Genomic DNA, 22680 nt, shown 5'->3' with positions numbered 1-22680 from the left:
GCTCCCTTAATTGCTCATTATATGATATTTCCACAGGGCCGTAATCAATACGTATTAAATAAGTAAATATAAAATCAGCCCCGTTATCATTAATGATACAGCCCCACCTAAGGACATCAAAAACTCCCTCGATTCCCGATCATATTTCCATTCCATAAATGCTCCGAAACTATATAACGTAATTAAAAACAGAAAAGGTAAAAAGCCCATGTATAGAGGATTTGAAAGAGAAGAACATATAATTATAACCACTATATAAGAAAAAATGATAATCCTGTTTCCCCATTTATGAGACTTGTTCACATATTGATTATTCCATCCTTTTTGTCTCGGTATATTCAGCTTTTTTCTCAATATATTTTCTAAGACAATTAAGAATATGATCCATAAAACTAATACAATTACTTTTACATGATACAGAGAGGTCTCCCCCTTTACTTTATCTTCTTGATTTTCTCAGGCTGATCACTCGGATACGTAGCATACACATCATTTTCATAATCCCAACTTATAATTGTCGCACTATCTCGTCCTAATTGATGATGAACGTGATTTAATATATTTTGAACACAGTCTGTTAGCTCTTTCGTATTTTCGCTCATATTTTTATACAAATTTGATGGATTTTCATAAATTCGTTCTCCGCATTCTAATACACCGTCTGTTACCATTACAATTCGATTTTTCCCTGTACGTAATTCGCGGATTCCTGAAGAATAACAAGGAACTGGTAAAGAAAATGTATTAATATTACCAATCCATTCGTAAAAATGACGCTGGTTTAGTGCATGTTGGCCTAGTTTATGTAACTCTTCATGAAACACATATACTAGACAATCCCCAATAGATAGCCACCAAATATAATTTTCTTTTCTTACAGAGATTAAACAAGCTGTTTCACCTTTAACTTTTTCACATTCTTCTTTAAATGATTGTGATTGAAAAACTGTAAGTATATGATTTTCAACAGATCGAAATACTGTTTCAATTGGTTCTTCCATTATCGCATTTATATTTTCATATTCTTTTTGGATTGTATTTACTACTAAATCAACACTTTCTGCACTATTATGTCCGTCTAAAATAGCGGCGAATTCCCAATGATCATTTGACCAAACTAACGCACCATCTTCATTCTTTTTCGCTCCAGCACTTATATTACCACCATATTTACCGAGTACGATATCGCCATATTGCTTAACTGAAACTTCCCCTAAACACATTTCTCTACTTCCAACCCATGAATATTGTGTATTATTTGTTGTATACATACTTATTTACCATATACTTTCGTATTCTTTCGCATAGTTTTTTAATTTCCTCTGAGTCACCATGCGGTGCACCTGCCCATTCCGCTACTTCAGTTGGTGACCAATATTCTTTTGGTGTATTTGGATAACGCGGTATAATGTGCATATGCATATGTGGTACACCATTTCCTGAAACGAAAGTGTAAATATGTTCTGCACCTTCGCTTTCTTTTAGCGCTTTACTTATTCTACTTGTTATCAGTCCGAACGCTTTCGCTTCTTCATCTGTTAGCTCAGCAAGGCCAGGTACATGTCTCTTTATATCTATCATTACATAACCAAGATATGTTTCTTCGTCATCCCAATGGACATGTCCAACGTATACAAGATCATCTTCATAAATTGCCCCGCCTGAAACTGCTATGTTTCCTTTATGTTTTTGACAAATGAAGCAGTTTTCATTTGTTTGTTTTTTTATTGACATATCCATCCCTCTTTCCTTAAATTTACATTATATAATATCATAAAAACAGGATTAATAGTTTGATTTTTCAGAAATAAAATGAGGATGTTTGTACTTTTTTTATCTTAAAAACCAATATTAAAAGGACAATCTATTTCTGATTTCTATATAAAACTATCCCCATTCCAACTGCAATCCCTATTGCAATTCCTATTACTAGATTGTCTGCAAATAAACCGGGAGCCAATCCAATAAAGATACCTATACCGATTCCTGTTGCCATTGCCTCATTACTTTTTTTATTACTAGCCAATAAAAATCCCCCTTTGTTCATGGCTATCAATAATATTAATGAATACCATAGAGGCTAAATTAACAACATTTCCACTCATACAAAACTTTGTTATAGCTAAACTCGCCGATTCATCCAAATAATTACAATAATACAAACTAATTGCAGTTATAACACTACTTATCCATTGTCTTTACAATATCCTCTTCTAATGAAATTTTTTTATAAGTCACCATTAAATATGTATAGGCATTTACTATAAGAAAGATCTGTAATTCATTTAAGGAGGAACAATTCATATGCATCCTCATTGGAATCCAAATTTAAATCAGCAATATGTTTATCCCCCCCACACTGCGAGGAATACACTTCATCATGATTCTCAATACATGATGCAGCGCATTGCAAGCCTTGAGAGCCAATTAGCAAAATTAATCTCTTTAATCGAAGAAAATAATCATTTAATTAAATCAATGGAACAACAGCAAAACCAAGTTTGTGCACCAGCTGGAGGTTCAGTTATCGTTCGGATGTAATCTTTCCGAACATAATTAAAAACACACTTTGAAGTATAAAGTGTGTTTTCTTTTTTATTTTCTTTTTTGATGAAACCCTTGTGTAATTCGGTCTAATACAATCGCAATTACTACAATAGCTAGTCCAGCTTCAAATCCCATTCCGATATTTACTTGTGTAACGGAGCGGTAAACATCGACTCCAAGTCCTGGTGCCCCTACAAGTGAAGCCGTTACAACCATTGATAACGAAAGCATAATACTTTGGTTCACTCCTGCCATTATCGTACCCGTTGCGAGTGGTAATTGTACTTTAAATAATTTTTGTGATGCGGTAGAGCCAAATGCATTTGCTGCTTCAATTAAATCTTCTGGAACTTGTCTAATTCCTAAGTCTGTAAATCTGATTGTCGGTGGCATTGCGAAAATAACGGAAGCAATAATACCTGGTACAACGCCTACTCCAAAAAATGTTATTGCGGGAATGAGATATACGAATGCCGGCATTGTTTGCATAAAATCTAATGTCGGTTTTAAAAATTTTGAAAAGCGTTCATTTTGTGATGCTAAAATACCAATTGGAATGCCGACTATAATGGAAATAATAACTGAAGTGAGTACGAGCGCTAAAGTTTGCATCGTTTGTCCCCAATAGTTAATGTTTAAAATGAACAGTAAACCGATAATAGTAAAAATGACTAAAGATACTTTTTTCGTTGTGTACCAAATGAGGAAACACACGATAATAATCATCAATATGGCTGGTATTATTGTTAAAAAATTAGTGAGTAAATCAACGAATCCGCCGATAATATAGGAGAACCCTCGGAATAACCCTTCAAAGTGATCATATAAACTCGCAACAAATGTATCAACCCATTCGCCTAACGGAATACGCGGAATATTATTCATCGTCTTTCACCTCTTCCTCGATATTACCTGCAAGAGCTTGAATGACACTTTCACGTTTAATAATTCCTCTTAACCTTTTCTTTTCATCAATTACTGGTAATGGAAATTTCATCTCCGCCATTTTTGCATACGTTTCTTCAAGCAAAGTATCTAAATAAACGTGCGGAATATCATTAAGTAATAAATCAGCAATTGGCCACTGTTTTTGCACAGCTTTACTAGCATCATCCGCTGTTAAAATACCTAAAAACTCATACTTTTTGTTCACAACATATACAGTAGAAACACCCGCATTTCTCATAATTTGTAGAGCTACACGAGGCCCACGGTCGATTAATAACGTTTCTGGTCTTTTTAAAATCGATTCTGCCGTAATGACTTTTCCTAAATTAACATCTGCGACAAATCTCTCTACAAATTCATTCGCAGGGCTCATCATTATTTCTTCTGGTGTTCCAATTTGAACTACTTCTCCATCTTTCATTAATGCAATTCGATCACCAATTCGAAGGGCTTCATCTAAGTCATGCGTAATAAAAATGATTGTTTTCTCCATTTTATCTTGCAACTCTAACAATTCATCTTGCATTTCTTTTCGAATAAGCGGATCTAACGCACTAAACGACTCGTCCATTAATAAAACATCCGGATCATTCGTTAACGCCCTTGCAATTCCAACACGTTGCTGCATACCGCCACTAAGTTGACTAGGGTAATTATCTTTATGATGTTCAAGTCCTACTAACTTCAATGATTCTAACGCTTTATTTTCTCGTTCTTCTACTGGAACTCCTTGTATTTCTAAACCATACGCAACGTTTTGTATAACTGTACGATGCGGAAATAAAGCGAACTTTTGAAATACCATGCTCATCTTCGTTCTTCTCACTCTTCGCAATTCTTCTTTTCCCATCGTTGCGATGTCTTCACCATCTATGTATATATGACCTGCTGTGGGTTTGATTAATTGATTTAGCATTCGAACTAACGTTGATTTTCCGCTACCGGATAATCCCATTATGACAAATATTTCTCCTGTATACACATCGAATGTTGCCTTTTTCACACCAACATTCATTCCCGTTTCTTTTAATATTTCAGATTTACTCTTTCCTTCCTTTAATAAAGCAACCGCTCTTTGAGGATTTTTCCCGAAAACTTTTGTTACGTTCTCGACACGTACTTTCGTATTTTTCATACAGCTACTCCTTTCCTACCCATCTATTCACATAGTGTTGCGATTTTACAAATAAATATTACATAAAAATGACATTCATAAGTTTCCTTTAAAATTCTCGTTTCCGTTCATAATAAGAGTGTTCACTTATAGATTTATTTATATGAGTTAAGGTTTCATAGGAGGTTTTTTAATGCGAAAAAAAATATGGATATTAAGTCTTTTATTATTTATTAGTATGATTTTCACTTCTTGTAATGCAACAAATGCAAATTCGAAAGGAAAAATTAAACTTGGTGTAACAAGTTGGAAAGAAAATATTGCAACCGCAAATATGTGGAAAGTTTTATTAGAAGAAAAAGGTTATAAAGTAGAGCTTATGTATTTAGAAAAAGCTGCGATTTGGACTGGAGTCGCTCGCGGTGATGTTGATGCTAATTTAGAAGTATGGCTTCCTGTTACGGATAAACCATTAAACGATCGTTATAAAAATGACATTGTCTTAAAATCAAAATGGTATGAAGGTACTGGACTTGGTTTAGTCGTTCCTTCTTATGTGAAAAACATTAACAGCATTGAAGATTTAAATGCTCATAAAGATGAGTTAGAAGATAAAATTGTCGGGATTGAACCTGGCAGTAGTCTTATGAATTTAACGAATAAAGCAATGAAGGAATATGATATAAAACTAAAGCTTGTCCAATCTTCAGAAGCTGCGATGATGAGCGAACTAAAAAAGGCATATACGAAAAAGAAACCAATCGCTGTTACGCTTTGGAATCCACATTGGGGTTTTTCAGAATTTGACTTGAAATATTTAAAAGACCCTAAGAAAGTATATGGTGAAAAAGATGACATTTATTACTCAGTTCGTAAAGGTTTCGAAAAAGATCATCCTGATATTGTGAAATACTTTGATAAATGGAAAATGAACGATGAGCAGCTTGGTACGTTAATGGTCATGTTAAATAAAACGAAAGACCCAGAAGAAGCTGCACGAAAATGGATTAAAAAGAATCAAACATTAGTTGATGGATGGATAAAAGATTAAAAAGCAGGCTAGAGAATAAATTATAATCTCTAGCCTGCTTTATTTTATTTTTTCGTAACGACATCATCTAAAATCCCGTATTCCTTCGCTTCTTCTGCCGTCATAAAATAATCTCTTTCTGTATCATGTGCTACTTTTTCAACTGGTTGCCCTGTTCGCTCTGCGATAATTTTATTAATATCGTGTTTTAATTTTAATATTCTTTTTGCTGTAATTTCAATTTCCGTCGCTTGCCCTTTCGCACCACCGAGCGGTTGATGAATCATAATTTCACTATTAGGTAACGCAAAGCGTTTACCTTTTGCACCTGATAATAATAATAGTGCACCAAATGATGCCGCTAAGCCCATACAAAGCGTTTGCACATCTGGTTTAATAAGATTCATCGTATCTAATATTGCAAATCCCGCTGTCGTTGAACCACCTGGACTATTGATATACAGGAATATATCCTTTTCTGCATCTTCCGCTTCTAAAAACAATAATTGTGCTACTACACTACTTGCAACTTGATCGTTAATTTCAGAACCAATCATAATAATTCGGTCTTTTAATAACCTTGAATATATATCATAGGAGCGCTCTCCTAATCTCGTTTGTTCTACTACGTAAGGAATTGCATTCATTATAAATCCCTCCATTTATTTTATGCCGCACTAAGCATACAACTGTAAGAAGAAGGTTTTTTCATACTGAATAATAACACCGGTTGTATTGATGGTAACTTAGTGAAATCTATTGTTGGGAGAAGTTTCGTCAACAATTCAGGTCTTTCTTCACGAATAGAAGTTACAACGATTTCAACATCATCCGTGTACTCCACTATTTCAATGCCTTCTTCACTTACAGTTTTCAGCCTATTTCTACTCCTAAATAACGATGCTTTAACCGCACCTTCTGATACAGAGCATATTTTTGCAATATCCGCGATACTATACTGAAAAACATCCTTTAATAATAAAATTACAGATTGTTGCACATTTAGCGAAAATAGTACTTTTCCTACCATCTCATGCAAATCTGCAATCTTTTCATGTGGCTCTTCAAATGTATTTTGTTCTTCCATTTTCTCTTGAACTGACTTTACCTTAACTTGGTCTAGCCACCGGTTTCTAGCTATTTTATATAGAAGCGTCATACAAATATCTTTATCACTATACTTTTGAAGAACTTTACACACTGCTTCTTGCGCGAGATCTTCACCGTCCCATTTATTTTTCGTTAGAAATGTACAATATCTTTTTAACTCCGCATAATTCTCGATTAAAAAATTTATATTTGAATGATTCATATCGATATGATCCTTTAAGAATTGCGTTACTTTTGTGCACAAAATAACCACTCCTTTTCAGCGCTTACTTAATAAACGATTGAACAAATAAAAAAGTTACGGGGCTTATAATAAATTTTATGTTTATGTTCATGAATACGGGTCATAAATATGTTATATAGAATTTTACATGAGGAGGAATCAATTTGCCAAAATTAACAGTTGAAGGTACCGGAACTTTTGATATTAAAGAAGGAACGAAATTAGTATTAGCACTTGAAGATAACGGTGTACATATTCTACATCGTTGCGGTGGCAAAGCAAGATGTACAACTTGTCGAGTTGAAGTCATTGCAGGTGATTTTTGTGATCCCACAAATGATGAAAAACAAGCGATTACGGAAAAAGGAATTGAAGATCATTTAAGATTATCGTGCCAAATGCGTGTACACAAAGATATTACTGTCCGCCCTATCCTTACAGTTGAAAATTCTGGCTTAGATGCTGGACCACGTCCGGCGGAGTAAAGCGATGAATTTAAAACAACTCGCCGGTGAATATGCTGCGAATTTTGTACAAGACAATATGAAAGTTGGACTCGGCACAGGCTCCACCGTATATTGGACAATACAAAAATTAGGGAAACGTGTGCAAGAAGGTTTATCCATTCAAGCTGTACCAACGTCAAAAGAAACTGAAGCATTAGCTAAACAACTATCTATTCCGTTAATCTCTTTAAATGAAATTGAAATACTCGATCTTACAATCGATGGTGCAGACGAAATTGATTCGAATTTGCAGTTAATAAAAGGTGGTGGTGGTGCATTACTTCGCGAAAAAATTGTCGCTGCCTCCTCTGAAAAACTTATTATTATTGCAGATGAATCCAAACTCGTTTCACATTTAGGCGCCTTTCCACTTCCTATTGAAATTACCCCCTTCTCTTGGAAACAAACTGAAAAGAGAGTTCAAACATTAGGATGCGAAACACATATACGTATGAAAAATGATGGAATATTTATTACCGACAACGGTAATTTCATTATTGATTGTATTTTTCCAAATAAAATATTGAATCCAAATGACATACATAAAGAACTAAAAATGATTACTGGTGTAGTTGAAACAGGATTATTTATTAATATGACGAGCAAAGCAATCATTGGAACAGAAAACGGAATAAAAGAATATTAACTGCTTTAAAGACTGACTTTTGAAAGTCAGTTTTTCTTTTTCCATTTATAACGCTACTGTATGATATACTATGAAAACACATACATATCATTCTAGAAAGGGCTGAACAAATTGGAATCACAACTCATAACAGAATTTACAGATTTAGAAACTGCCTTTCACATTCGTAAAGAAGTATTTGTAAAAGAACAAGGTGTTCCTCTTGAAGACGAGTTCGATACATTCGATAGAATTGGCGAAGAATGCAAACATATTTTAGTTTATTATAATGAGCTTCCTGTAGGTACTGGTCGTATACGATTTGTTGACGGGATAGGTAAACTAGAAAGAATTTGTATTTTAAAAGACTATCGCAAATACGGATTAGGAAAAGTAATTATTCAAGCATTAGAAGAGATTGCTCGCAACAAAGAAGCAAACAAAGTTAAATTACACGGTCAAACACATGCCGAAGGATTTTATAAAAAATTAGGCTATCAAACCTCATCTGACGTATTTATGGAAGATGGAATTCCGCACATTCTTATGACGAAAGAATTGGCGTAATAAAAAGGGTATTATATGAATCTGCATTATGGATTCATATAATACCCTTTCATAGACACTGTTCTCATGTACAGTTTTAAATTTACTACCGACCTATAAATGTAAAAATCTCATCAACAGCTTGCTTATGCCCACCTGACTTTCGGAAAGACTCCTTCATATTCAAAGAAGCTTCTTTAAATGACGGATTATTTAATACTAGCTCAACACTTTCACGTAGTTGATCCTCAGTTAATTCTTTCATATGTAACTTAACTCCTGCCCCAAGATTCTCCACTTGCTGAGCAATTACCGGTTGATCTGCACTTTGCGGAATTACAATGAGTGGAACACCGTTATAGAGTCCTTCATGTGTACTGTTCATCCCGCCGTGTGTAATAAATAATTTCGAATATGTAAGAAGTTCAGTTTGTGGTACATAATTTTTCACAATGAAGTTTTCAGGAATATCACCTAAATCACTTATTTTTGTTTTGCTGCCAATAGACATAACAATCGCATGGTCACTATTCTCGAATGCCTTAATACAAAGTTTATAAAAATCAATCGCTTCATTAAAAACAGTGCCTAGTGAAATATAAATCGAATTTTTCTCTTTAATTAAAGTATAATCGAAGCCCTCTTTTGCGATTGGTGTAGAGATAGATGGTCCTACAAATTTGAAAGTTTCGTCAAATGCATCCCCAAAAGGTTGAAATTCCCTTGTTGTATAAACAATGGTAAGTGGTGCGGGATTACAGAAAACTTCATAAGGTGATTGGATTTCAACACCATATTTTTCTTTAATTCCTGTTTTTAAGCTTTGAAAATCATTATTAATTCTATCATTAATTTCCACAGGGATATTTTTCGAAAGATGGTCTAACATTCTTTCAAATGATATTTCATCCTGCGCAAAAGATGTACACGAATTAATTGCTGGCAGCTTTAGAATTTGAGCAATTAAACGTCCACAGCCAAACATAGAGTCGTGTATGATGTAATCAAAATGTTCCCCTTCAATTTGTTCTAGTACACTCGGTATAATAACATCTGCTGTATGTAAAAGACCATTTATTCTTTCTGACAAATAATTTCGACCACTGGAAAGGAAAGCTTGTAAAAACTTTTGGTCGTCAATTGTTCGTACAGTAGCACCCGTCTTCTCAATACGCTCTCTGAAAGCTTCTATTGAAAAATAAACTACTTCTTCTCCTCGTGCAATCAGTTCTTCTACAACTTGAATCGTTGGGTTAATATGTCCTTCTGATCCAACATTAATGAATAATACACGTGCCAATATAAACACTCCTTAAGTTAAATGATTTCTATGTTGTCATTAGGAGTACGGGTACTTTCCATACTCCTATCTCTTATTCTCTTTCTAAATGGACCTAGCAAGCCTAAATCCAAGATCATCTATACGAAATGTAGGATGACTACGCCTACGACAAGTAGCACCGCAACCTCTCGCTTCTTCAGCCCAGCTACCGCCCCGGAAAATTCGATACGATCCATATACCTTTTCATCATACAAATCATAACACCATTCCCAAACGTTCCCTAACATATCATATAATCCCCATGCATTCGATTCTTTTTTACCGACTTCATGAATATGTCCCTCTGAATTTTCATTATACCAAGCAATCTCTTTAAGTTCTCCATATATGTATCCAGTAGTTCCTGCTTTACATGCATATTGCCACTCTGCTTCAGAAGGTAATCGATAGCCGTTGGAATCTAAATTACAACGAACCTTTTGACCATCATCACTAATAGAATAATATTCTTTTAATCCCGCTTTTTTTGAAAGTAAATTACAAAACAGAATCGCATCATTCCATGAAATATTTACAACTGGTTTATTATTTCCTTTGAATACATTTGGTGTATTATTCGTAACGGCATCATATAATCTCATCGTTACAGCATACTTTGCAAGAAGAAACGGCTTAATTTGAACTTTCCATTCTTTTTTTATTCGATCATCTCTTAATATTACCTCTCCTACTGGAATTTTTACCATGTAAGAATCAATCGAGCGAATGATTTCATTCAATGTTATCCCTCCATTTTAAAATGGAACAAAATTTACTCTTTTAGTGCATAAATTTATACTTGCCGCACTTCTTTTAAAAATCGCTGAACTTCATTTGGAGATTTTAAAATAATAATTTCTTTATCCTGACTTAATTGATCTAGTCTTTTTAAAATTGAAGGTCTTTTCGTCTTAGAATACTCCCATATCCATTTAAAGAATTGCAAGTCAAACCTTTCTTCACATCCTTCTCCCATATCTGGTCTAGTTTTATTCCGATATTGTACAATTCTTTTAAAAGCACGATAAACACATATCGTTCTATGAATATCAAGAAAGATGATTGTATCAGCTGCGTTAATTCTTATGTCCATTGTCCCGCCATAATTCCCATCAATAATCCACTTTTCTTCTTTAATTAAGTCATTTTGAACTGTTCTTTGTTCCTCCCTCGGAACACCTACCCAATTCGGTTTCCAAAATAACGCATCAAGATGATACACCTGTATTTTTAGTTTATTTCCTAACTGCTTTGCTAATGTAGATTTTCCTGAACCACCAGAACCAATCAATATTATTTTTTTCATAAATGGCTCCTTTTTCATATCGTACTTCTAAATAAAATTTCTACTTTATTTATATAAGTACGATACTTGCTATAGCTTCTTCAATTTCTTCTTTATTCGCAAAAATCCATAAGAACATCTCTTCATTCAACTTTAGTAAATCTACTGACTGGAAAAAATAAGTAATAAAGATAATTTGTATAGATAGCATGACGTACCAAATAGTCTGTACTTCTTCTCTTGTTAATGCATTTTGCTTATAATATCCTTCAAAAATAGTTCTAACAATTTGTAACCAATTCCTTCTTAATGTTTCATCCATATATAGCTCACTTAATACACTAGTAAAACAATAGCATAAATCGAATACTCTTACGTTTTCTTCTAAAAGCTCAAAATCTATAAATCCTTGAAACTCATTGTCTTTAAATAGTACATTCGATAAGTGCATATCACGATGAATAATTTGTTTAGGTAATAATTGAACTTTTTCTTTGAATTTTTTATGTATGTTATTCATTTGTTGAATTACATCACGCTGAACCTGCTCATTCTTTTCTAAAATCGGCATAGCCCACTCGTATACCACTTTATACAAATCCCTTTTTATTAACTCACTTGCATTCCCTACTGAATTTAGAGCCTGATGTAAATTGGCCAATTCCTCTCCAATTGTGCTTCCTAGCTCTTTCAGCTTTTCTGTATCTTTTATTTCTAGCACACTTCCGGCAACATATTCATACAAACAATAATACTTCTCTTTATAAAATACGTACCTTTCATCACTTTTCGTTTTCACTAATTTTTGTACTCTAATTCCTTTTTCATCAAGCTGTTCTAATACGTTTAGTTCAACTAGAAGCTGCTTTATCGATCCCTTTTCCTTTAAAATATACGCTTTATTATTACACGTAACCTTTGTGACTTTGGATTGAATTACAGTAGTCGTAACATGTTCGTCATGAAACCAAAACTTTGCAATCTCCAGTGCATGCTCCATATACAAATCCCCTTTTTAAAATCTCTTATTTCTCCCGTAACATAAACTCACAAAGCATTCCTACCCCAATACCAATTGTATAAGCCACTAAGTCACTCCACAAAAATCCGTAACCCAATACGAGTCCACCCAATGTCGTTGCGCGAATGCTATCTATCCATTCTGCATGGTACAATTGGCTAATTTCAATCCCGTAGCAAAATATCAAACTAATAATAGCTAATTTCTTCGTTTCTATTTTAGGAAATAAAAAGCCAAATCCCGTAAAAATCATTAATGCCCATAACGCATCACCTAAATAAGCATTTAATATATCCGGTAAAGCATATGCAAATTTTCTTGAACTAAGGCCTAAAACAATTACGATTATAGTAAAGATAGCGTATAGTATTCTGTTTCGTTTACCAATCATTATAAATTCTCCTAGTTTATACTTTCCATTATTAACCCTAAACTAAAAATAGCTTGTAAAATATAACAATTTTACAAGCTATTTAAACAGTTTCACTTTGTATTCTTCGCTTTTATAATAAGGAAATGCGGGTTAGTGTTTAAATAATGATATGACTTTTCGTTTACTTCCTTCATCTTTTCAATCGCTTTCGGCTCCACTAGCTCTTCTAATACAAAATTATTCGTTGTTTCATTTATAATATCTTGAAGTGATCTTCTAAAGAAACTCACTTCAATTGTAATATTTGGTTTACGCCAAGTATCTACTAGTAACTGTGTTTTAAAATAATCTTCACACGGAAACTTTGTAAAATCCATAAACGGATGATGAACTGAATACACAAATAAACCACCTGGTTTAAGGACGCGATGAAACTCTTGAAATGCATCACTCCAATTTTGCAAGTAATGAAGAGTAAGCGAACTAACAATGATATCAAAAGTATCATCTTCAAATGGTAATGTTTCTTCAAGATCATGACAAAGAAACGTTGCGTTTTCACCTACACATTCCCTCGCTGTTTTCACCATTTCTGGACTTACATCAATAGCCGTAACTTCTGCACCTCGGTTTACGAATTGAGAAGAATACCAACCAGCTGCGCAACCAGCATCTAAAACCTTCATCCCTTGTATTTGCTTCGGGATGATTTCCATCATTGCTGGTCTCTCATAGTAACTGTTATATGGATTTACTGTATCAAGATTTTCTTTATATGTGCTAGCCAATTTATTATAAGTATCCTTTGTGGAATCTATCATTAAATTCTCCTCCTAATACTTATTAATTAATCCAATAACTCTTGCTGTTTTTTCTTTGAAAATGATTGCAGTACCAAATCATAAGACCAATCTATCATCTTATTAATTTGTTCTTGTTCTACATCCTTATGTATGTACACTGTATTCCAATGTTTTTTATTCATATGATATCCTGGAATAATTGTTTCCGGATAATCTTCTCGTATCCGTAAAGCAAGTTCTGGATCACACTTTAATGTAATCGCAGCTTTTTCACCTTCTTCATGGTTCACTATCGCAAATATTTTATTATTGAGCCTCATACAAGTTGCATTCCAACCATCTGGAGAATCTTCTGTCGCTTTTCTTTTCGATAAACAATATGCTCTTGTTGCATTCATAAAAATTGGCACCTCTTATTCTTTTACTATTTGATTACGATGCATCACAATTTGCTTCGTCGCTTGAAATTGCTGTTCACCATAAAACTTTATTAGTTTCTCTCCGCAAAATAGACTAACAATATCAATATGAGATATTTCTCGAAGTAACATTGTAAGCATCTTCTCTCCAATGCCTTTATTTCTTACACTTTCATATACGACAACATCTTCTATGTACGCTCGAAAAACACCATCAGAAACAACTCTAGCAAATCCAATTAATTCATTTTCTTCCCATACTCCAATTGCTATACTATTCTTTAACATTTTTTCAATATCGACTTCTTTTCTTTCTGGCCACCAGCCTACAGAATCGTAAAGATTTTTTATTTGTTCTGCACAGATAGGGTGTTCGTGTTGAAATTTATATGTGTACATTTCCTATCCCCCTAGTAAACATAATATAATTATATTAAAGTCTTTTCTCTAAAAAATGCTGACTATGGCCTTTAGGATGATCCTCAACGACCCCAAACTCTCGATAACCATGCTTTTTATAAAAATCTGGTGCTTGGAAACTAAATGAGTCCAGTAATATTAACCTACACCCTTTTTCCTTCGCAATTTCTTCGATTTTATGTAACAATTGACTTCCATGCCCATCATGACGAACTGATTCATCAACCCATAAAAAATCTACATGTAGATGATAAAAATACATCGTTCCAGTTACGCCACCAAAAATTTTTCCATCCTCATCTTTCACTACGAAGCTTACTTGTTCCATCGGCTGTTTTACTTCATCTGTTAAAATAGACATGTTATATTGAATTAATTTATTTTTAATGTATTCTCCTTCAGTGCGTGTACCGTTCTCTATACGTTTCATATATAGTTCTTCCTTTCACCTTAGTAAGCTACATTTAATTTTTATTTCTTCTCTTTAAAATACTAATGAATACAAATCCACCATATGTAACAAAGCATGAAAAACCAATTATCCCTGGTACAGAGACATAGCCCGTTCTTATATAACTTATAACTGCAAAACTAACGATTGATAATAAAATAGATGGCCAAAATATAAGAGCTGTTTTTCTTCGTCTCTGTTTCGATGTATTTTTTTTCTCTTCAGAAACACGTGTGCCAAAAAGCAATACAATACAAATTAGAATCGCTGCAAAGTAAATTGTATCTAATGACAAATTATGATTGTATAGTGCGATTCCAACTTCAAGAGCAATAATTGTTAAAATTAAAATAATAATCGTTGAAGTTTTTAAGTTTCTTTTCAATCATTCACCCCCGCGATACTTTTTTATATTCTTTGTACAAGCACTTCAAAGCTTCTGTAATTGTTTCATCTACCATTTTATTATTAAATCGATCAGGTAAATCTTTGCCTCCAATAACATAAAGAAATGGAACCTCATTAAACATTCCCATTATACCAATATTTATTATAGCTGTGGGCAATCCACCTGTCATATGAGCTAAATGATAATACGGTATACCTTCATAATCACCTTATTGTCTTACCATTCCATTAATAATCGGTTCCCATAATTCTGGTTCTGATTTATAACCTTGAAAAATATGTACTAAAAGTGAATGTACTTGATTTAACTCTCCAACATTTTGTTCATCTCTAGGGTTTTCCTGTATATGAATCTTTGTAAAGTACGTTGAAACATATTCTCTGACAGTATCCCATCCTCCGCAGTGCATAACAATTGACTGAGCAATATAGCTATCATGGCATGCTATCATCACTTCTACCGCTTTATTAAGTGAAAATATATTTCTTCCTTGTAAATGAGGATATAACTGCGCACTATCCTCATTTGGATTAAACTTAATATGATGAAGTATATGATTCCAACTAATTTGTTTGTCCTTTACCATCTTTGCTACTGCAAATCCAATTGCCAGTTTTGCTGCTGATGCTAATGGAACATAAAGTTCACTATTATAGGAAGCAACTATGTTTTCATACTTTGTAGAGTAAACAACTATCCCAACTTGACCAGATTGTATTTCTTTAATTTTTTCAATGACAGTCTGCATATTCATTCCTCTTTTTATATCGTTTTATCATCTTCTCAAAATTCGATATAGAATATAAAAATCCTTTTTTGTTAAATGATATTCATGCATAGAATAAGAAAAAGATAGCATGAAATTTTTTCATACTACCTTTTAAAAATAAATATTACGTATAATGAATACATCTATTCTTCAGTAGGATTTTCAGGCCCGTTAAGCTCCAATTGATAAAAAGCTAAATCTAGCCATCTATTAAACTTATAGCCAGCCTTTTTTATTGTTCCCGAATAAACAAAGCCGAAGTTCTTATGCATAGCAATGCTTTTTTCATTTTCTGCATCAATTCCAGCAATTAAGTTCATATATTCTCTTTCTTTTGCAATTGTGATCAATGCTTTCATTAAAGAAGTCCCAATTCCATTTTTTCTATAACCTTTATCAACATACACAGAATGTTCAATTGAATATTTATAGGCAGGCCACGCTCTAAATGGACCGAATGTCACAAATCCTACTACTTTATTATCTAGTTCGTATACTAAAATTGGATACCCGTCTGCCTGTTTTTGTTCATACCAATCTTTTCTATTTTCAAGGGTTACAGGTTTATACGCATATACAGCTGTTGTATTTAGTATCGCATCATTATAAATATCTAAAATAAATGTTAAATCTTTTTGCGTTGCTTCCCTTATCATCGTTTTCTTCCTTTCATAAGGTTTATCTTCTTTTACTACCTATTAAATAGTTTTATTTTATCGAAATTTCAGTTTCACTTCCACATACGAATACCAGTTTTTCGGAAACCATCAAATATATTTAATGCAGCAGATAACATGTAAATGAAAATGCCTCCAACAATTAACCGCATTTTTAATTCCTCTGGAGAAATAGTAAACACATTTGCCACATACGTAATAAACCCTTCGTTAAATAAATGCGGATTTACTACAATTACAATGAATACTATTGTTCCGGTTACTTGAAGAATAGCATTTCCAATTGCCAATCTTTTCGTCCATTGTCCTTGTACTAACTTATAAAGAGATATAGCTATTTCGAAAACGATCATAATTACAACGATTGGCCAGTACTGAAGTAAAACATCTTGATTAAAAGTTGGCGCGACAAATTTCAGTCCATTTGCCGTACCATTATATACGCCAACAAGATGATTCGCATAAAAGTAAAGTGTAGCCCATATTGCCGTCCACATTAAGCCTCCAAATACTTCAAACTTTGAAATCTTCTTTTTCTTCGGGATATAAGGGGTATTTTTCAAATCATCCGGAGTCCATTTTTTGAAACTTGTTGTTAATGGTTGTGGATCTTTTACATTATCAGTTCTCTCTAAAATAAAAAACACAAGTGTCAACCAGAAAAATACATGGAGGCCTACTTCGAATATTTCCCCGATGCCTTCACTTATCAATTTTAAAATAACATTTAATACCGCCTGATCACCACTATAGCCTATAAAATTTTCTGCAACCATTGAAATGAGTGCAATAACAGCGGCAATCGGTATGATCATTTTTAATAATGTCGTGTACACATCAAAATAACGTGGTCCAATTAAATGCATCGGTCTATCCATGTACCCGTTAGCCAATGAGACTGGACTCCCCAATTTTGCAAGAACACTTTTTACATCGTCTTCATTATAATCATCGGGTAACATATCCTCGATTGTCGAACGTAACTCAAGTACAATATCATCACGGTTTTTCTCAGGTATTCTCTTCGCAACTTCCTGAATGTAAACCTCAATTAAATTCATTCTCGTCCTCCTCCTTTAATAAGTTATAAAGTTCTTTTGAATCTTTTATCCATTCTTTTTTCAATTGCAAAAAAATCTCTAATCCATATTCACTTAAAACATAATACTTACGAGGTCTACTCTCCGTTTTATCCCAACTACTCGTCACTAGTTCCTGCTTTTCTAATCGGCGAAGTAGTGGATATAAAGTACTTTGATCAATTGTGATCCCTGATTGCTCCAATAATTGGACAAGTGAATATCCATACTGTGGCGTTCTTAATTGGCTTAAAACAGCTAATGTCAATGTCCCTCTTCTTAACTCAGTAATTAACGAATTTAATAAAGTATCCATTCACCCACCTCATTTCCATTACTATATGTCATACAGTATGTGTTTTATACTATGTATCGTACAGTATCTGTGTGACAAAAACGGATAATAAAAAGCACAAACTATATAATTTGTGCTTTTCTAGCAAACTTAAATACCAATAATACTTTCAACTATGTACCTCGGGTAATATAAATTCTCCTTTTTCTTTAAGGAATGGGACAACATCTACAATCGACTCAACATTGATTACTCCATATACATGCGGATATTCTTGACCGTTAGAAGCAAGTTCATATTTTATTTCTGCTTTTACCAGGGATGGATCAATTGTAAGTAATAAAACATCTTCTTCATGATTGAAATGTTTTTGGGCAACTTTTAAAGCTTGCCCAAAAAATGAACAATGAATAAATCCCTCTTCTTTAAGTGAGGCTTCATTAATTTCTCCAATTGTTTTTGCGGCTTCCAAATTTCTTTTTGTTATTACTTTTGTAATCATTATCATTTTCTCCCCCAAATCTTTATATAGAAAAACAAGAGGTTTTTCTGTTCATTACTAGAAAAGCCTCTTGAATTTTTTTATTATTTTAATCCCTTAATTAAAGGAGATGCTTCCCCACTATGGAAAATCCATAAATCATGAAGTGATCTCGTACATCCTACATATAGTAACTTCGCATCATGTTTTGTATTTTTATAATGTTCTTCATCCACATCGATTATCAGTACAGCGTCAAATTCTAAACCTTTCGCTAAATAGACAGGTACTACTGAAATACCACCTTCATATTTACTTTGATCTGCTTCAATCACGTTAACAGTTAATCCTGCGTTTATTAATTTCTCATACATATCGCGGCATTCATCGTCTGTTCTTCCTATTACCGCAATTGTTTTCACATCTTCATTTTGTAGATGTTTTAACGTCTTCACAATTTCAGTGAATTGATCTTCTGCATGGATCACTTTCACATCTTCACCGCTACGGAAAACTGGTGTTGCGAGTCCTACTGGTATTTCTGCATTTTTAATTATTTCATTTGCAAATTCAATAATTTCTTTTGTAGAACGATAACTTCTCGTCAGTTCATAATAACCAGTTTCTTGGAATACTTCCTTAAAGGCATTCCAGTCTTCAATTCCTTGATAATCATAAATCGCTTGAGATAAATCACCTAATATGGTGAAAGAATTACCTAGTGTAATTTCTTTTAATACATAAACTTGGAATGGTGAAAAATCTTGCGCTTCATCAATAACGACGTGATGAAACTTTTGTCCGATTTCAATACCCGTTATACGATGATGTATATAAATTAAAGCTGGTAAATCTTCTACATATACTTCTTTTTTACGGCAATTCTTTTCTGTTTCTTGAACAAGTTCTTCAGGTAATACTTCGAGTATTTCTTTACTCTTCATCATCGAACAATATAGTGAAAGCGGGCTCATTTTCGGCCAAAAATTCATATATGTGTTCAATCTCTTTGTCGCTTCTTTTTTTAGTAACTTTTTCTCGTTTGTTTCTCCAAACTTTTTAAGTTCAATTTCAATCCAGCGCTTCATTCGGCCGACTAAACGTTCTCTTCTTTTCTTTAATGGATAATGTTTATATTCAACTTGCATCCATTTTTTAACGTCTTCCACTGGAATAACTGCTTTATCCCATGCTTCAAAATCTTTTGTCGGCATTAAATCTTTTTCAAATTGAGCCATTCTTTCTTCAATAAACGACTTGAATTCCAGCGTACCCTTTAATTTACCAAACATAACCTTATTTTCATCTCGATTAATTGAAAAGGCTTCTTTCAATTTTTCTTCTGTCTGCTTCAGTTTCACCGAATCATCTAACGTACGTAATGCCCAATCTGGAAACGTTGTTTGACTAATATTACCTACCCCTAGTTCAGGAAGTACACTCGAAATATAGTCTAAAAACAAACTGTTTGGAGCGAATACAATCATTCTCTCTGCTTCTAGTTGTTCACGATATTCATAAATTAAAAAAGCAAGGCGATGTAAAGCGATCGTTGTTTTTCCGCTCCCTGCAACCCCTTGAATTAATAATGGTAAGTTTCTTTCCGCACGAATAATATCATTTTGCTCCGATTGTATAGTCGAAACGATATCTTTCAATTTATTGTCTTTATTCTCACCTAATCGATATAGAAGAAAATCATCAGCATGCGAGACATCTTCATTTCCTTTCACATATGTATCAACAACACGTTCTAGTTCTCTCTTTCGAATGGAAATGTTGCGTTTTAAATAAACATCGCCTTCTACTAATCCGTCTGGTGAAAGATAAAATGCTAATTCTTCTCCACCGGTAAATGAATAAAACATACTTGCAACAGGTGCTCGCCAATCAATTACAATTGGCTTCATCGTGTCTTTATCTGAAACACCTACTTTACCGATGTATATCGGCATAACTTCTTCTTTTCCATCCTCCTGAAAGTCTAATCTTCCAAAGTACGGTTCTTGTACACCAATACGTAAGTTTTGTCTATTAGACTCCCTCATACTTTCAAGAATTTGCTCTTTAAAATCTTCTCCATAATAAACCGGGATTTTTTCAAGCTGTTCTAATTGATCATCCATCGTACATAAAGTATCTTTCATTGTTTGTAACTCTTCTTCAAATATGTTGCTCATTTTGATGATTCCCTCCTGTCCGTTCCAATTTTTTCAGTCGAGATACAATTGTATTAAAAATCTATTCATAAAGTCAATAGTTTAGTTGAGAATTTTCCGAAATAAAGAAAAATACAAAAAACATGCCTCTTTATCTAAGATTTTACAGTATCCTTAAAACAAAATTTTCTCTCTCTTTATTTTCTTCACTTCATAGATTGCTTACAAAAAATCTAGATGGTACTGTATTTGAAAATAATCATTCTAGTTATCCGAATCATTCCACTGACGACTTATTTCTAGGCCATAATCCATATCGTAAACTTCTTTTATAGCTTTAACTTTTTCCAGACTTTCATCGCTAAACACAGGTTTATTTTCAAAAGAATGTAGAACGATTCTTTCAAGAAGAACACCTAGCGAAATATCATGATATTCTGCCATCGCTTTCAAAACTTTTACCATTCTTTTTTCCATCCTAATACCAGTTTGCACACGTTCAACTTTAATTTTTGTATTTTTTTCATTTATTTGTTCATTATTTTGTTTCATAATTTCACATCCTTAACGTAAAAAACAATATTTTGTTACCTTGATAACAATGTATCATTATAACACTGGTGCGTATTTTGTCAATTGTGCCATTTTATTATTGATTAAACATAATTGATTCTCACCCTATTACTATTATCAAGATAATGTAAAATCGTATCCATATAACGAAAAAACGCTATTCTTTTTATAGAAATATACAAAAAGAATGGCGTTTTTAATATGAATTTATCGATTTTTAATGAACTAGTATTAGTTTCTAAAGAATTATAATGATATATGCCGCCTAATACTTTGGAGTGATTAGTTAGAAAAATCTGATTCGTTTAACAAACAAGTGAATATAGTTCACAAGAACTAGTAGACCTATGTGTTTGGTTAAGCCAAAACATAGCTCATACTTCATTAACTCAACTTTTCAGTCGATTAGAAGCTAACACAGATATTTCTATGAGTACAGAAGCACTCAACCAAAAGTGTATACCAACTATTTTCGTTGTATTTGTTTATTAGATTATACAAATTTAAAATTCCCCTCACATAAACTTAGCTTAATGTGTATGAGGGATAAGCTCTACCTTTTCTTTATTTCTTTATTTCTTTTTTACTTTTATACGATACGATAAGCACTTATGTAAAGAAGCTTGCTCTTTATATCGCGATTTCTCAAAATCAAATGCGCCGCCTGGGAAAATTGCTACAATATTTAAATTTGCTTCATCACATAGATTGCTAATCTCTTCCACTGTATAGCAACGTAAAGACTGTGTCACAATATCATTTGGATAATTAGGATTCCACCAATGATCTAGCATTCTTTCATTTCTACTGTCATACTCATACTTTCGCATCGCTGAACCAAGTGGCATTTCTCTCCCATTCACTGCTTTCCAATACAACGGTTGATAAATATCAATTAATGCACAACCATCATCCTTCATCCATTTTTTGATCCTGTTTAATAGAAACATTTGTTCTTCATCTGTTCCTAGACCAAAACCGTCTAAATAGCTGACTACATCAAATTCTTCTTGAATATCAATTTGATAGAAATCACCATGATGAATCGTAATATCTTTGCTAGAATGCCCCTTTGCAAATTCAACTAATTCTGATACAAGTTCTACAGTCGTCATTGTTACGCTTAACTTTGACATCGCTCTAGCAAATCCACCATTTCCTGCACCGAGTTCTAACATCGTTTGAAAAGGATGACCAACTTGTTCTTGTACTTCTATAGCAACCTGCTCTAACCAGCTTTCTGTATTTATATCATAATTTAGTAATTCAAATTGTTTTTTGTAAAATTCCTTCACATTTAATTCGTTCATTTTAAAAATCCCCCTTATTTATTACCTATATTTATATATTATCAAAATAAACGGAATATTCAAAGGGAATCCAGTCTTTATTTGCAATTTTTCCCATTCGATAAATTTTGATGATCCCCCCCTCTTTATTTTGCGCACCTATAAAACAATAAAATTTTATATAGGGATTCTAAATACTAACATGT

At 33.2% G+C, this 22680-nt stretch carries 30 protein-coding genes and 1 pseudogene; 5 read left to right on the top strand and 26 right to left on the bottom strand.

What is annotated here, in order from left to right:
* Positions 1 to 54: 54 nt before the first annotated feature.
* The 4 genes from ACTFQM_RS01890 to ACTFQM_RS01875 form a co-directional block, all read right to left on the bottom strand.
* Positions 55 to 420: a DUF4181 domain-containing protein gene (locus ACTFQM_RS01890; RefSeq protein ID WP_440034372.1), complete on the bottom strand. Its 366-nt coding sequence runs from the start codon at positions 418 to 420 to the stop codon at positions 55 to 57.
* Between the two features lie 14 nt (positions 421 to 434).
* Positions 435 to 1277, bottom strand: coding sequence for a PP2C family serine/threonine-protein phosphatase (locus ACTFQM_RS01885; RefSeq protein ID WP_440034371.1), 843 nt, complete (start codon positions 1275 to 1277; stop codon positions 435 to 437).
* Positions 1255 to 1734, bottom strand: a complete 480-nt coding sequence (locus ACTFQM_RS01880; RefSeq protein ID WP_440033255.1) for an HIT family protein — start codon at positions 1732 to 1734, stop codon at positions 1255 to 1257. Before ACTFQM_RS01880 ends, ACTFQM_RS01885 begins: the two co-directional genes overlap by 23 nt.
* A gap of 130 nt (positions 1735 to 1864) precedes the next feature.
* Positions 1865 to 2047 carry a septum formation initiator gene (locus ACTFQM_RS01875; protein WP_098304846.1) on the bottom strand — a complete coding sequence of 61 codons (183 nt, stop codon included), beginning with the start codon at positions 2045 to 2047 and terminating at the stop codon, positions 1865 to 1867.
* A 257-nt stretch (positions 2048 to 2304) separates the two neighbouring features.
* On the opposite strand from ACTFQM_RS01875, the gene ACTFQM_RS01870 reads away from it, so the two are divergent.
* Positions 2305 to 2541 (top strand): hypothetical protein, encoded by a 237-nt coding sequence (locus ACTFQM_RS01870; RefSeq protein ID WP_141548850.1) that lies wholly within the window; start codon positions 2305 to 2307, stop codon positions 2539 to 2541.
* Positions 2542 to 2595: 54 nt separating this feature from the next.
* Here the strand turns inward: ACTFQM_RS01870 and ACTFQM_RS01865 are convergent, their stop codons facing one another.
* Both ACTFQM_RS01865 and ACTFQM_RS01860 read right to left on the bottom strand, forming a co-directional pair.
* Entirely contained in the window at positions 2596 to 3432 is an 837-nt protein-coding gene (locus ACTFQM_RS01865) for an ABC transporter permease (protein WP_025148531.1), read from the bottom strand.
* A complete protein-coding gene (locus tag ACTFQM_RS01860) occupies positions 3425 to 4630 on the bottom strand; it encodes a quaternary amine ABC transporter ATP-binding protein (RefSeq protein ID WP_002172263.1) in 1206 nt (401 codons plus the stop codon). Before ACTFQM_RS01860 ends, ACTFQM_RS01865 begins: the two co-directional genes overlap by 8 nt.
* Positions 4631 to 4802: 172 nt before the next feature.
* On the opposite strand from ACTFQM_RS01860, the gene ACTFQM_RS01855 reads away from it, so the two are divergent.
* Positions 4803 to 5660 (top strand): glycine betaine ABC transporter substrate-binding protein, encoded by an 858-nt coding sequence (locus tag ACTFQM_RS01855; RefSeq protein WP_440033254.1) that lies wholly within the window; start codon positions 4803 to 4805, stop codon positions 5658 to 5660.
* Between the two features lie 44 nt (positions 5661 to 5704).
* Here ACTFQM_RS01855 and clpP read toward each other — a convergent pair whose 3' ends face one another.
* Complete coding sequence (gene clpP / locus ACTFQM_RS01850) at positions 5705 to 6286, bottom strand: ATP-dependent Clp endopeptidase proteolytic subunit ClpP (protein WP_440033253.1); 582 nt, start codon at positions 6284 to 6286, stop codon at positions 5705 to 5707.
* A 20-nt stretch (positions 6287 to 6306) separates the two neighbouring features.
* The gene (locus tag ACTFQM_RS01845) at positions 6307 to 6993 is read right to left on the bottom strand and encodes an RNA polymerase subunit sigma-70 (protein ID WP_440033252.1); all 687 of its coding nucleotides are present in this window, start codon (positions 6991 to 6993) and stop codon (positions 6307 to 6309) included.
* Positions 6994 to 7136: 143 nt separating this feature from the next.
* On the opposite strand from ACTFQM_RS01845, the gene ACTFQM_RS01840 reads away from it, so the two are divergent.
* The 3 genes from ACTFQM_RS01840 to ACTFQM_RS01830 all read left to right on the top strand — a co-directional run bounded on the left by ACTFQM_RS01840 (position 7137) and on the right by ACTFQM_RS01830 (position 8670).
* The gene (locus ACTFQM_RS01840; protein ID WP_002172267.1) at positions 7137 to 7457 is read left to right on the top strand and encodes a 2Fe-2S iron-sulfur cluster-binding protein; all 321 of its coding nucleotides are present in this window, start codon (positions 7137 to 7139) and stop codon (positions 7455 to 7457) included.
* 4 nt (positions 7458 to 7461) lie between these two features.
* Positions 7462 to 8124, top strand: a complete 663-nt coding sequence (gene rpiA / locus ACTFQM_RS01835; protein WP_440033251.1) for a ribose 5-phosphate isomerase A — start codon at positions 7462 to 7464, stop codon at positions 8122 to 8124.
* A 111-nt stretch (positions 8125 to 8235) separates the two neighbouring features.
* A complete protein-coding gene (locus ACTFQM_RS01830) occupies positions 8236 to 8670 on the top strand; it encodes a GNAT family N-acetyltransferase (RefSeq protein ID WP_327903018.1) in 435 nt (144 codons plus the stop codon).
* Positions 8671 to 8755: 85 nt separating this feature from the next.
* Here the strand turns inward: ACTFQM_RS01830 and ACTFQM_RS01825 are convergent, their stop codons facing one another.
* From ACTFQM_RS01825 to ACTFQM_RS01740, 18 genes and pseudogenes are all read right to left on the bottom strand, one after another.
* Positions 8756 to 9949 (bottom strand): macrolide family glycosyltransferase, encoded by a 1194-nt coding sequence (locus ACTFQM_RS01825; protein WP_440033250.1) that lies wholly within the window; start codon positions 9947 to 9949, stop codon positions 8756 to 8758.
* Between the two features lie 84 nt (positions 9950 to 10033).
* A complete protein-coding gene (locus tag ACTFQM_RS01820; RefSeq protein WP_440033249.1) occupies positions 10034 to 10711 on the bottom strand; it encodes a formylglycine-generating enzyme family protein in 678 nt (225 codons plus the stop codon).
* Between the two features lie 53 nt (positions 10712 to 10764).
* Positions 10765 to 11277: a DNA topology modulation protein gene (locus tag ACTFQM_RS01815; protein WP_440033248.1), complete on the bottom strand. Its 513-nt coding sequence runs from the start codon at positions 11275 to 11277 to the stop codon at positions 10765 to 10767.
* 49 nt (positions 11278 to 11326) lie between these two features.
* A complete protein-coding gene (locus ACTFQM_RS01810) occupies positions 11327 to 12256 on the bottom strand; it encodes a phosphotransferase enzyme family protein (RefSeq protein WP_440033247.1) in 930 nt (309 codons plus the stop codon).
* A gap of 25 nt (positions 12257 to 12281) precedes the next feature.
* A complete protein-coding gene (locus ACTFQM_RS01805) occupies positions 12282 to 12668 on the bottom strand; it encodes a DUF2809 domain-containing protein (RefSeq protein WP_440033246.1) in 387 nt (128 codons plus the stop codon).
* A 92-nt stretch (positions 12669 to 12760) separates the two neighbouring features.
* On the bottom strand, positions 12761 to 13471 hold the full coding sequence (locus tag ACTFQM_RS01800) for a class I SAM-dependent methyltransferase (protein ID WP_440033245.1): 711 nt from the start codon (positions 13469 to 13471) through the stop codon (positions 12761 to 12763).
* Between the two features lie 26 nt (positions 13472 to 13497).
* Positions 13498 to 13851, bottom strand: coding sequence for an MmcQ/YjbR family DNA-binding protein (locus ACTFQM_RS01795; RefSeq protein ID WP_440033244.1), 354 nt, complete (start codon positions 13849 to 13851; stop codon positions 13498 to 13500).
* Between the two features lie 15 nt (positions 13852 to 13866).
* A complete protein-coding gene (locus tag ACTFQM_RS01790) occupies positions 13867 to 14271 on the bottom strand; it encodes a GNAT family N-acetyltransferase (protein ID WP_178939752.1) in 405 nt (134 codons plus the stop codon).
* Between the two features lie 34 nt (positions 14272 to 14305).
* The gene (locus tag ACTFQM_RS01785) at positions 14306 to 14722 is read right to left on the bottom strand and encodes a GNAT family N-acetyltransferase (protein WP_440033243.1); all 417 of its coding nucleotides are present in this window, start codon (positions 14720 to 14722) and stop codon (positions 14306 to 14308) included.
* Between the two features lie 34 nt (positions 14723 to 14756).
* Positions 14757 to 15128 (bottom strand): hypothetical protein, encoded by a 372-nt coding sequence (locus ACTFQM_RS01780; protein WP_440033242.1) that lies wholly within the window; start codon positions 15126 to 15128, stop codon positions 14757 to 14759.
* Positions 15129 to 15132: 4 nt separating this feature from the next.
* Positions 15133 to 15900: pseudogene (locus ACTFQM_RS01775) on the bottom strand (serine hydrolase).
* A gap of 164 nt (positions 15901 to 16064) precedes the next feature.
* Positions 16065 to 16577: an N-acetyltransferase family protein gene (locus tag ACTFQM_RS01770; RefSeq protein WP_440033241.1), complete on the bottom strand. Its 513-nt coding sequence runs from the start codon at positions 16575 to 16577 to the stop codon at positions 16065 to 16067.
* 74 nt (positions 16578 to 16651) lie between these two features.
* The gene (locus ACTFQM_RS01765) at positions 16652 to 17659 is read right to left on the bottom strand and encodes an HAAS signaling domain-containing protein (RefSeq protein WP_440033240.1); all 1008 of its coding nucleotides are present in this window, start codon (positions 17657 to 17659) and stop codon (positions 16652 to 16654) included.
* The gene (locus ACTFQM_RS01760) at positions 17646 to 17993 is read right to left on the bottom strand and encodes a PadR family transcriptional regulator (protein WP_071719346.1); all 348 of its coding nucleotides are present in this window, start codon (positions 17991 to 17993) and stop codon (positions 17646 to 17648) included. The genes ACTFQM_RS01765 and ACTFQM_RS01760 overlap by 14 nt, the downstream gene beginning before the upstream one ends.
* Positions 17994 to 18141: 148 nt before the next feature.
* On the bottom strand, positions 18142 to 18474 hold the full coding sequence (locus ACTFQM_RS01755; RefSeq protein ID WP_178939748.1) for a DUF952 domain-containing protein: 333 nt from the start codon (positions 18472 to 18474) through the stop codon (positions 18142 to 18144).
* A gap of 83 nt (positions 18475 to 18557) precedes the next feature.
* Positions 18558 to 20633: a HelD family protein gene (locus tag ACTFQM_RS01750; protein WP_440033239.1), complete on the bottom strand. Its 2076-nt coding sequence runs from the start codon at positions 20631 to 20633 to the stop codon at positions 18558 to 18560.
* A gap of 243 nt (positions 20634 to 20876) precedes the next feature.
* Entirely contained in the window at positions 20877 to 21164 is a 288-nt protein-coding gene (locus ACTFQM_RS01745) for a hypothetical protein (RefSeq protein WP_002065782.1), read from the bottom strand.
* Between the two features lie 593 nt (positions 21165 to 21757).
* Positions 21758 to 22495 (bottom strand): class I SAM-dependent methyltransferase, encoded by a 738-nt coding sequence (locus tag ACTFQM_RS01740; RefSeq protein WP_440033238.1) that lies wholly within the window; start codon positions 22493 to 22495, stop codon positions 21758 to 21760.
* Positions 22496 to 22680: the final 185 nt, after the last annotated feature.

Source organism: Bacillus cereus group sp. MYBK30-2 (assembly GCF_051915945.1).
Lineage (GTDB): Bacteria > Bacillota > Bacilli > Bacillales > Bacillaceae_G > Bacillus_A > Bacillus_A paramycoides.
The sequence above is the reverse complement of the archived record's forward strand: the minus strand, read 5'-3'. Positions and strand labels throughout refer to the sequence as shown.

Coding starts and splice junctions, on each gene's coding strand:
- ACTFQM_RS01800 (WP_440033245.1), bottom strand. CDS start 13,471: ATGATAGATTCCACAAAGGATACTTATAATAAATTGGCTAGCACATAT.
- ACTFQM_RS01750 (WP_440033239.1), bottom strand. CDS start 20,633: ATGAGCAACATATTTGAAGAAGAGTTACAAACAATGAAAGATACTTTA.
- ACTFQM_RS01860 (WP_002172263.1), bottom strand. CDS start 4,630: ATGAAAAATACGAAAGTACGTGTCGAGAACGTAACAAAAGTTTTCGGG.
- ACTFQM_RS01870 (WP_141548850.1), top strand. CDS start 2,305: ATGCATCCTCATTGGAATCCAAATTTAAATCAGCAATATGTTTATCCC.
- ACTFQM_RS01805 (WP_440033246.1), bottom strand. CDS start 12,668: ATGATTGGTAAACGAAACAGAATACTATACGCTATCTTTACTATAATC.
- ACTFQM_RS01795 (WP_440033244.1), bottom strand. CDS start 13,851: ATGAATGCAACAAGAGCATATTGTTTATCGAAAAGAAAAGCGACAGAA.
- ACTFQM_RS01855 (WP_440033254.1), top strand. CDS start 4,803: ATGCGAAAAAAAATATGGATATTAAGTCTTTTATTATTTATTAGTATG.
- ACTFQM_RS01815 (WP_440033248.1), bottom strand. CDS start 11,277: ATGAAAAAAATAATATTGATTGGTTCTGGTGGTTCAGGAAAATCTACA.
- ACTFQM_RS01790 (WP_178939752.1), bottom strand. CDS start 14,271: ATGTACACATATAAATTTCAACACGAACACCCTATCTGTGCAGAACAA.
- ACTFQM_RS01740 (WP_440033238.1), bottom strand. CDS start 22,495: ATGAACGAATTAAATGTGAAGGAATTTTACAAAAAACAATTTGAATTA.
- ACTFQM_RS01760 (WP_071719346.1), bottom strand. CDS start 17,993: ATGGATACTTTATTAAATTCGTTAATTACTGAGTTAAGAAGAGGGACA.
- ACTFQM_RS01765 (WP_440033240.1), bottom strand. CDS start 17,659: ATGAATTTAATTGAGGTTTACATTCAGGAAGTTGCGAAGAGAATACCT.
- ACTFQM_RS01865 (WP_025148531.1), bottom strand. CDS start 3,432: ATGAATAATATTCCGCGTATTCCGTTAGGCGAATGGGTTGATACATTT.
- clpP (WP_440033253.1), bottom strand. CDS start 6,286: ATGAATGCAATTCCTTACGTAGTAGAACAAACGAGATTAGGAGAGCGC.
- rpiA (WP_440033251.1), top strand. CDS start 7,462: ATGAATTTAAAACAACTCGCCGGTGAATATGCTGCGAATTTTGTACAA.
- ACTFQM_RS01745 (WP_002065782.1), bottom strand. CDS start 21,164: ATGAAACAAAATAATGAACAAATAAATGAAAAAAATACAAAAATTAAA.
- ACTFQM_RS01875 (WP_098304846.1), bottom strand. CDS start 2,047: ATGAACAAAGGGGGATTTTTATTGGCTAGTAATAAAAAAAGTAATGAG.
- ACTFQM_RS01785 (WP_440033243.1), bottom strand. CDS start 14,722: ATGAAACGTATAGAGAACGGTACACGCACTGAAGGAGAATACATTAAA.
- ACTFQM_RS01770 (WP_440033241.1), bottom strand. CDS start 16,577: ATGATAAGGGAAGCAACGCAAAAAGATTTAACATTTATTTTAGATATT.
- ACTFQM_RS01810 (WP_440033247.1), bottom strand. CDS start 12,256: ATGGAGCATGCACTGGAGATTGCAAAGTTTTGGTTTCATGACGAACAT.
- ACTFQM_RS01755 (WP_178939748.1), bottom strand. CDS start 18,474: ATGATTACAAAAGTAATAACAAAAAGAAATTTGGAAGCCGCAAAAACA.
- ACTFQM_RS01880 (WP_440033255.1), bottom strand. CDS start 1,734: ATGTCAATAAAAAAACAAACAAATGAAAACTGCTTCATTTGTCAAAAA.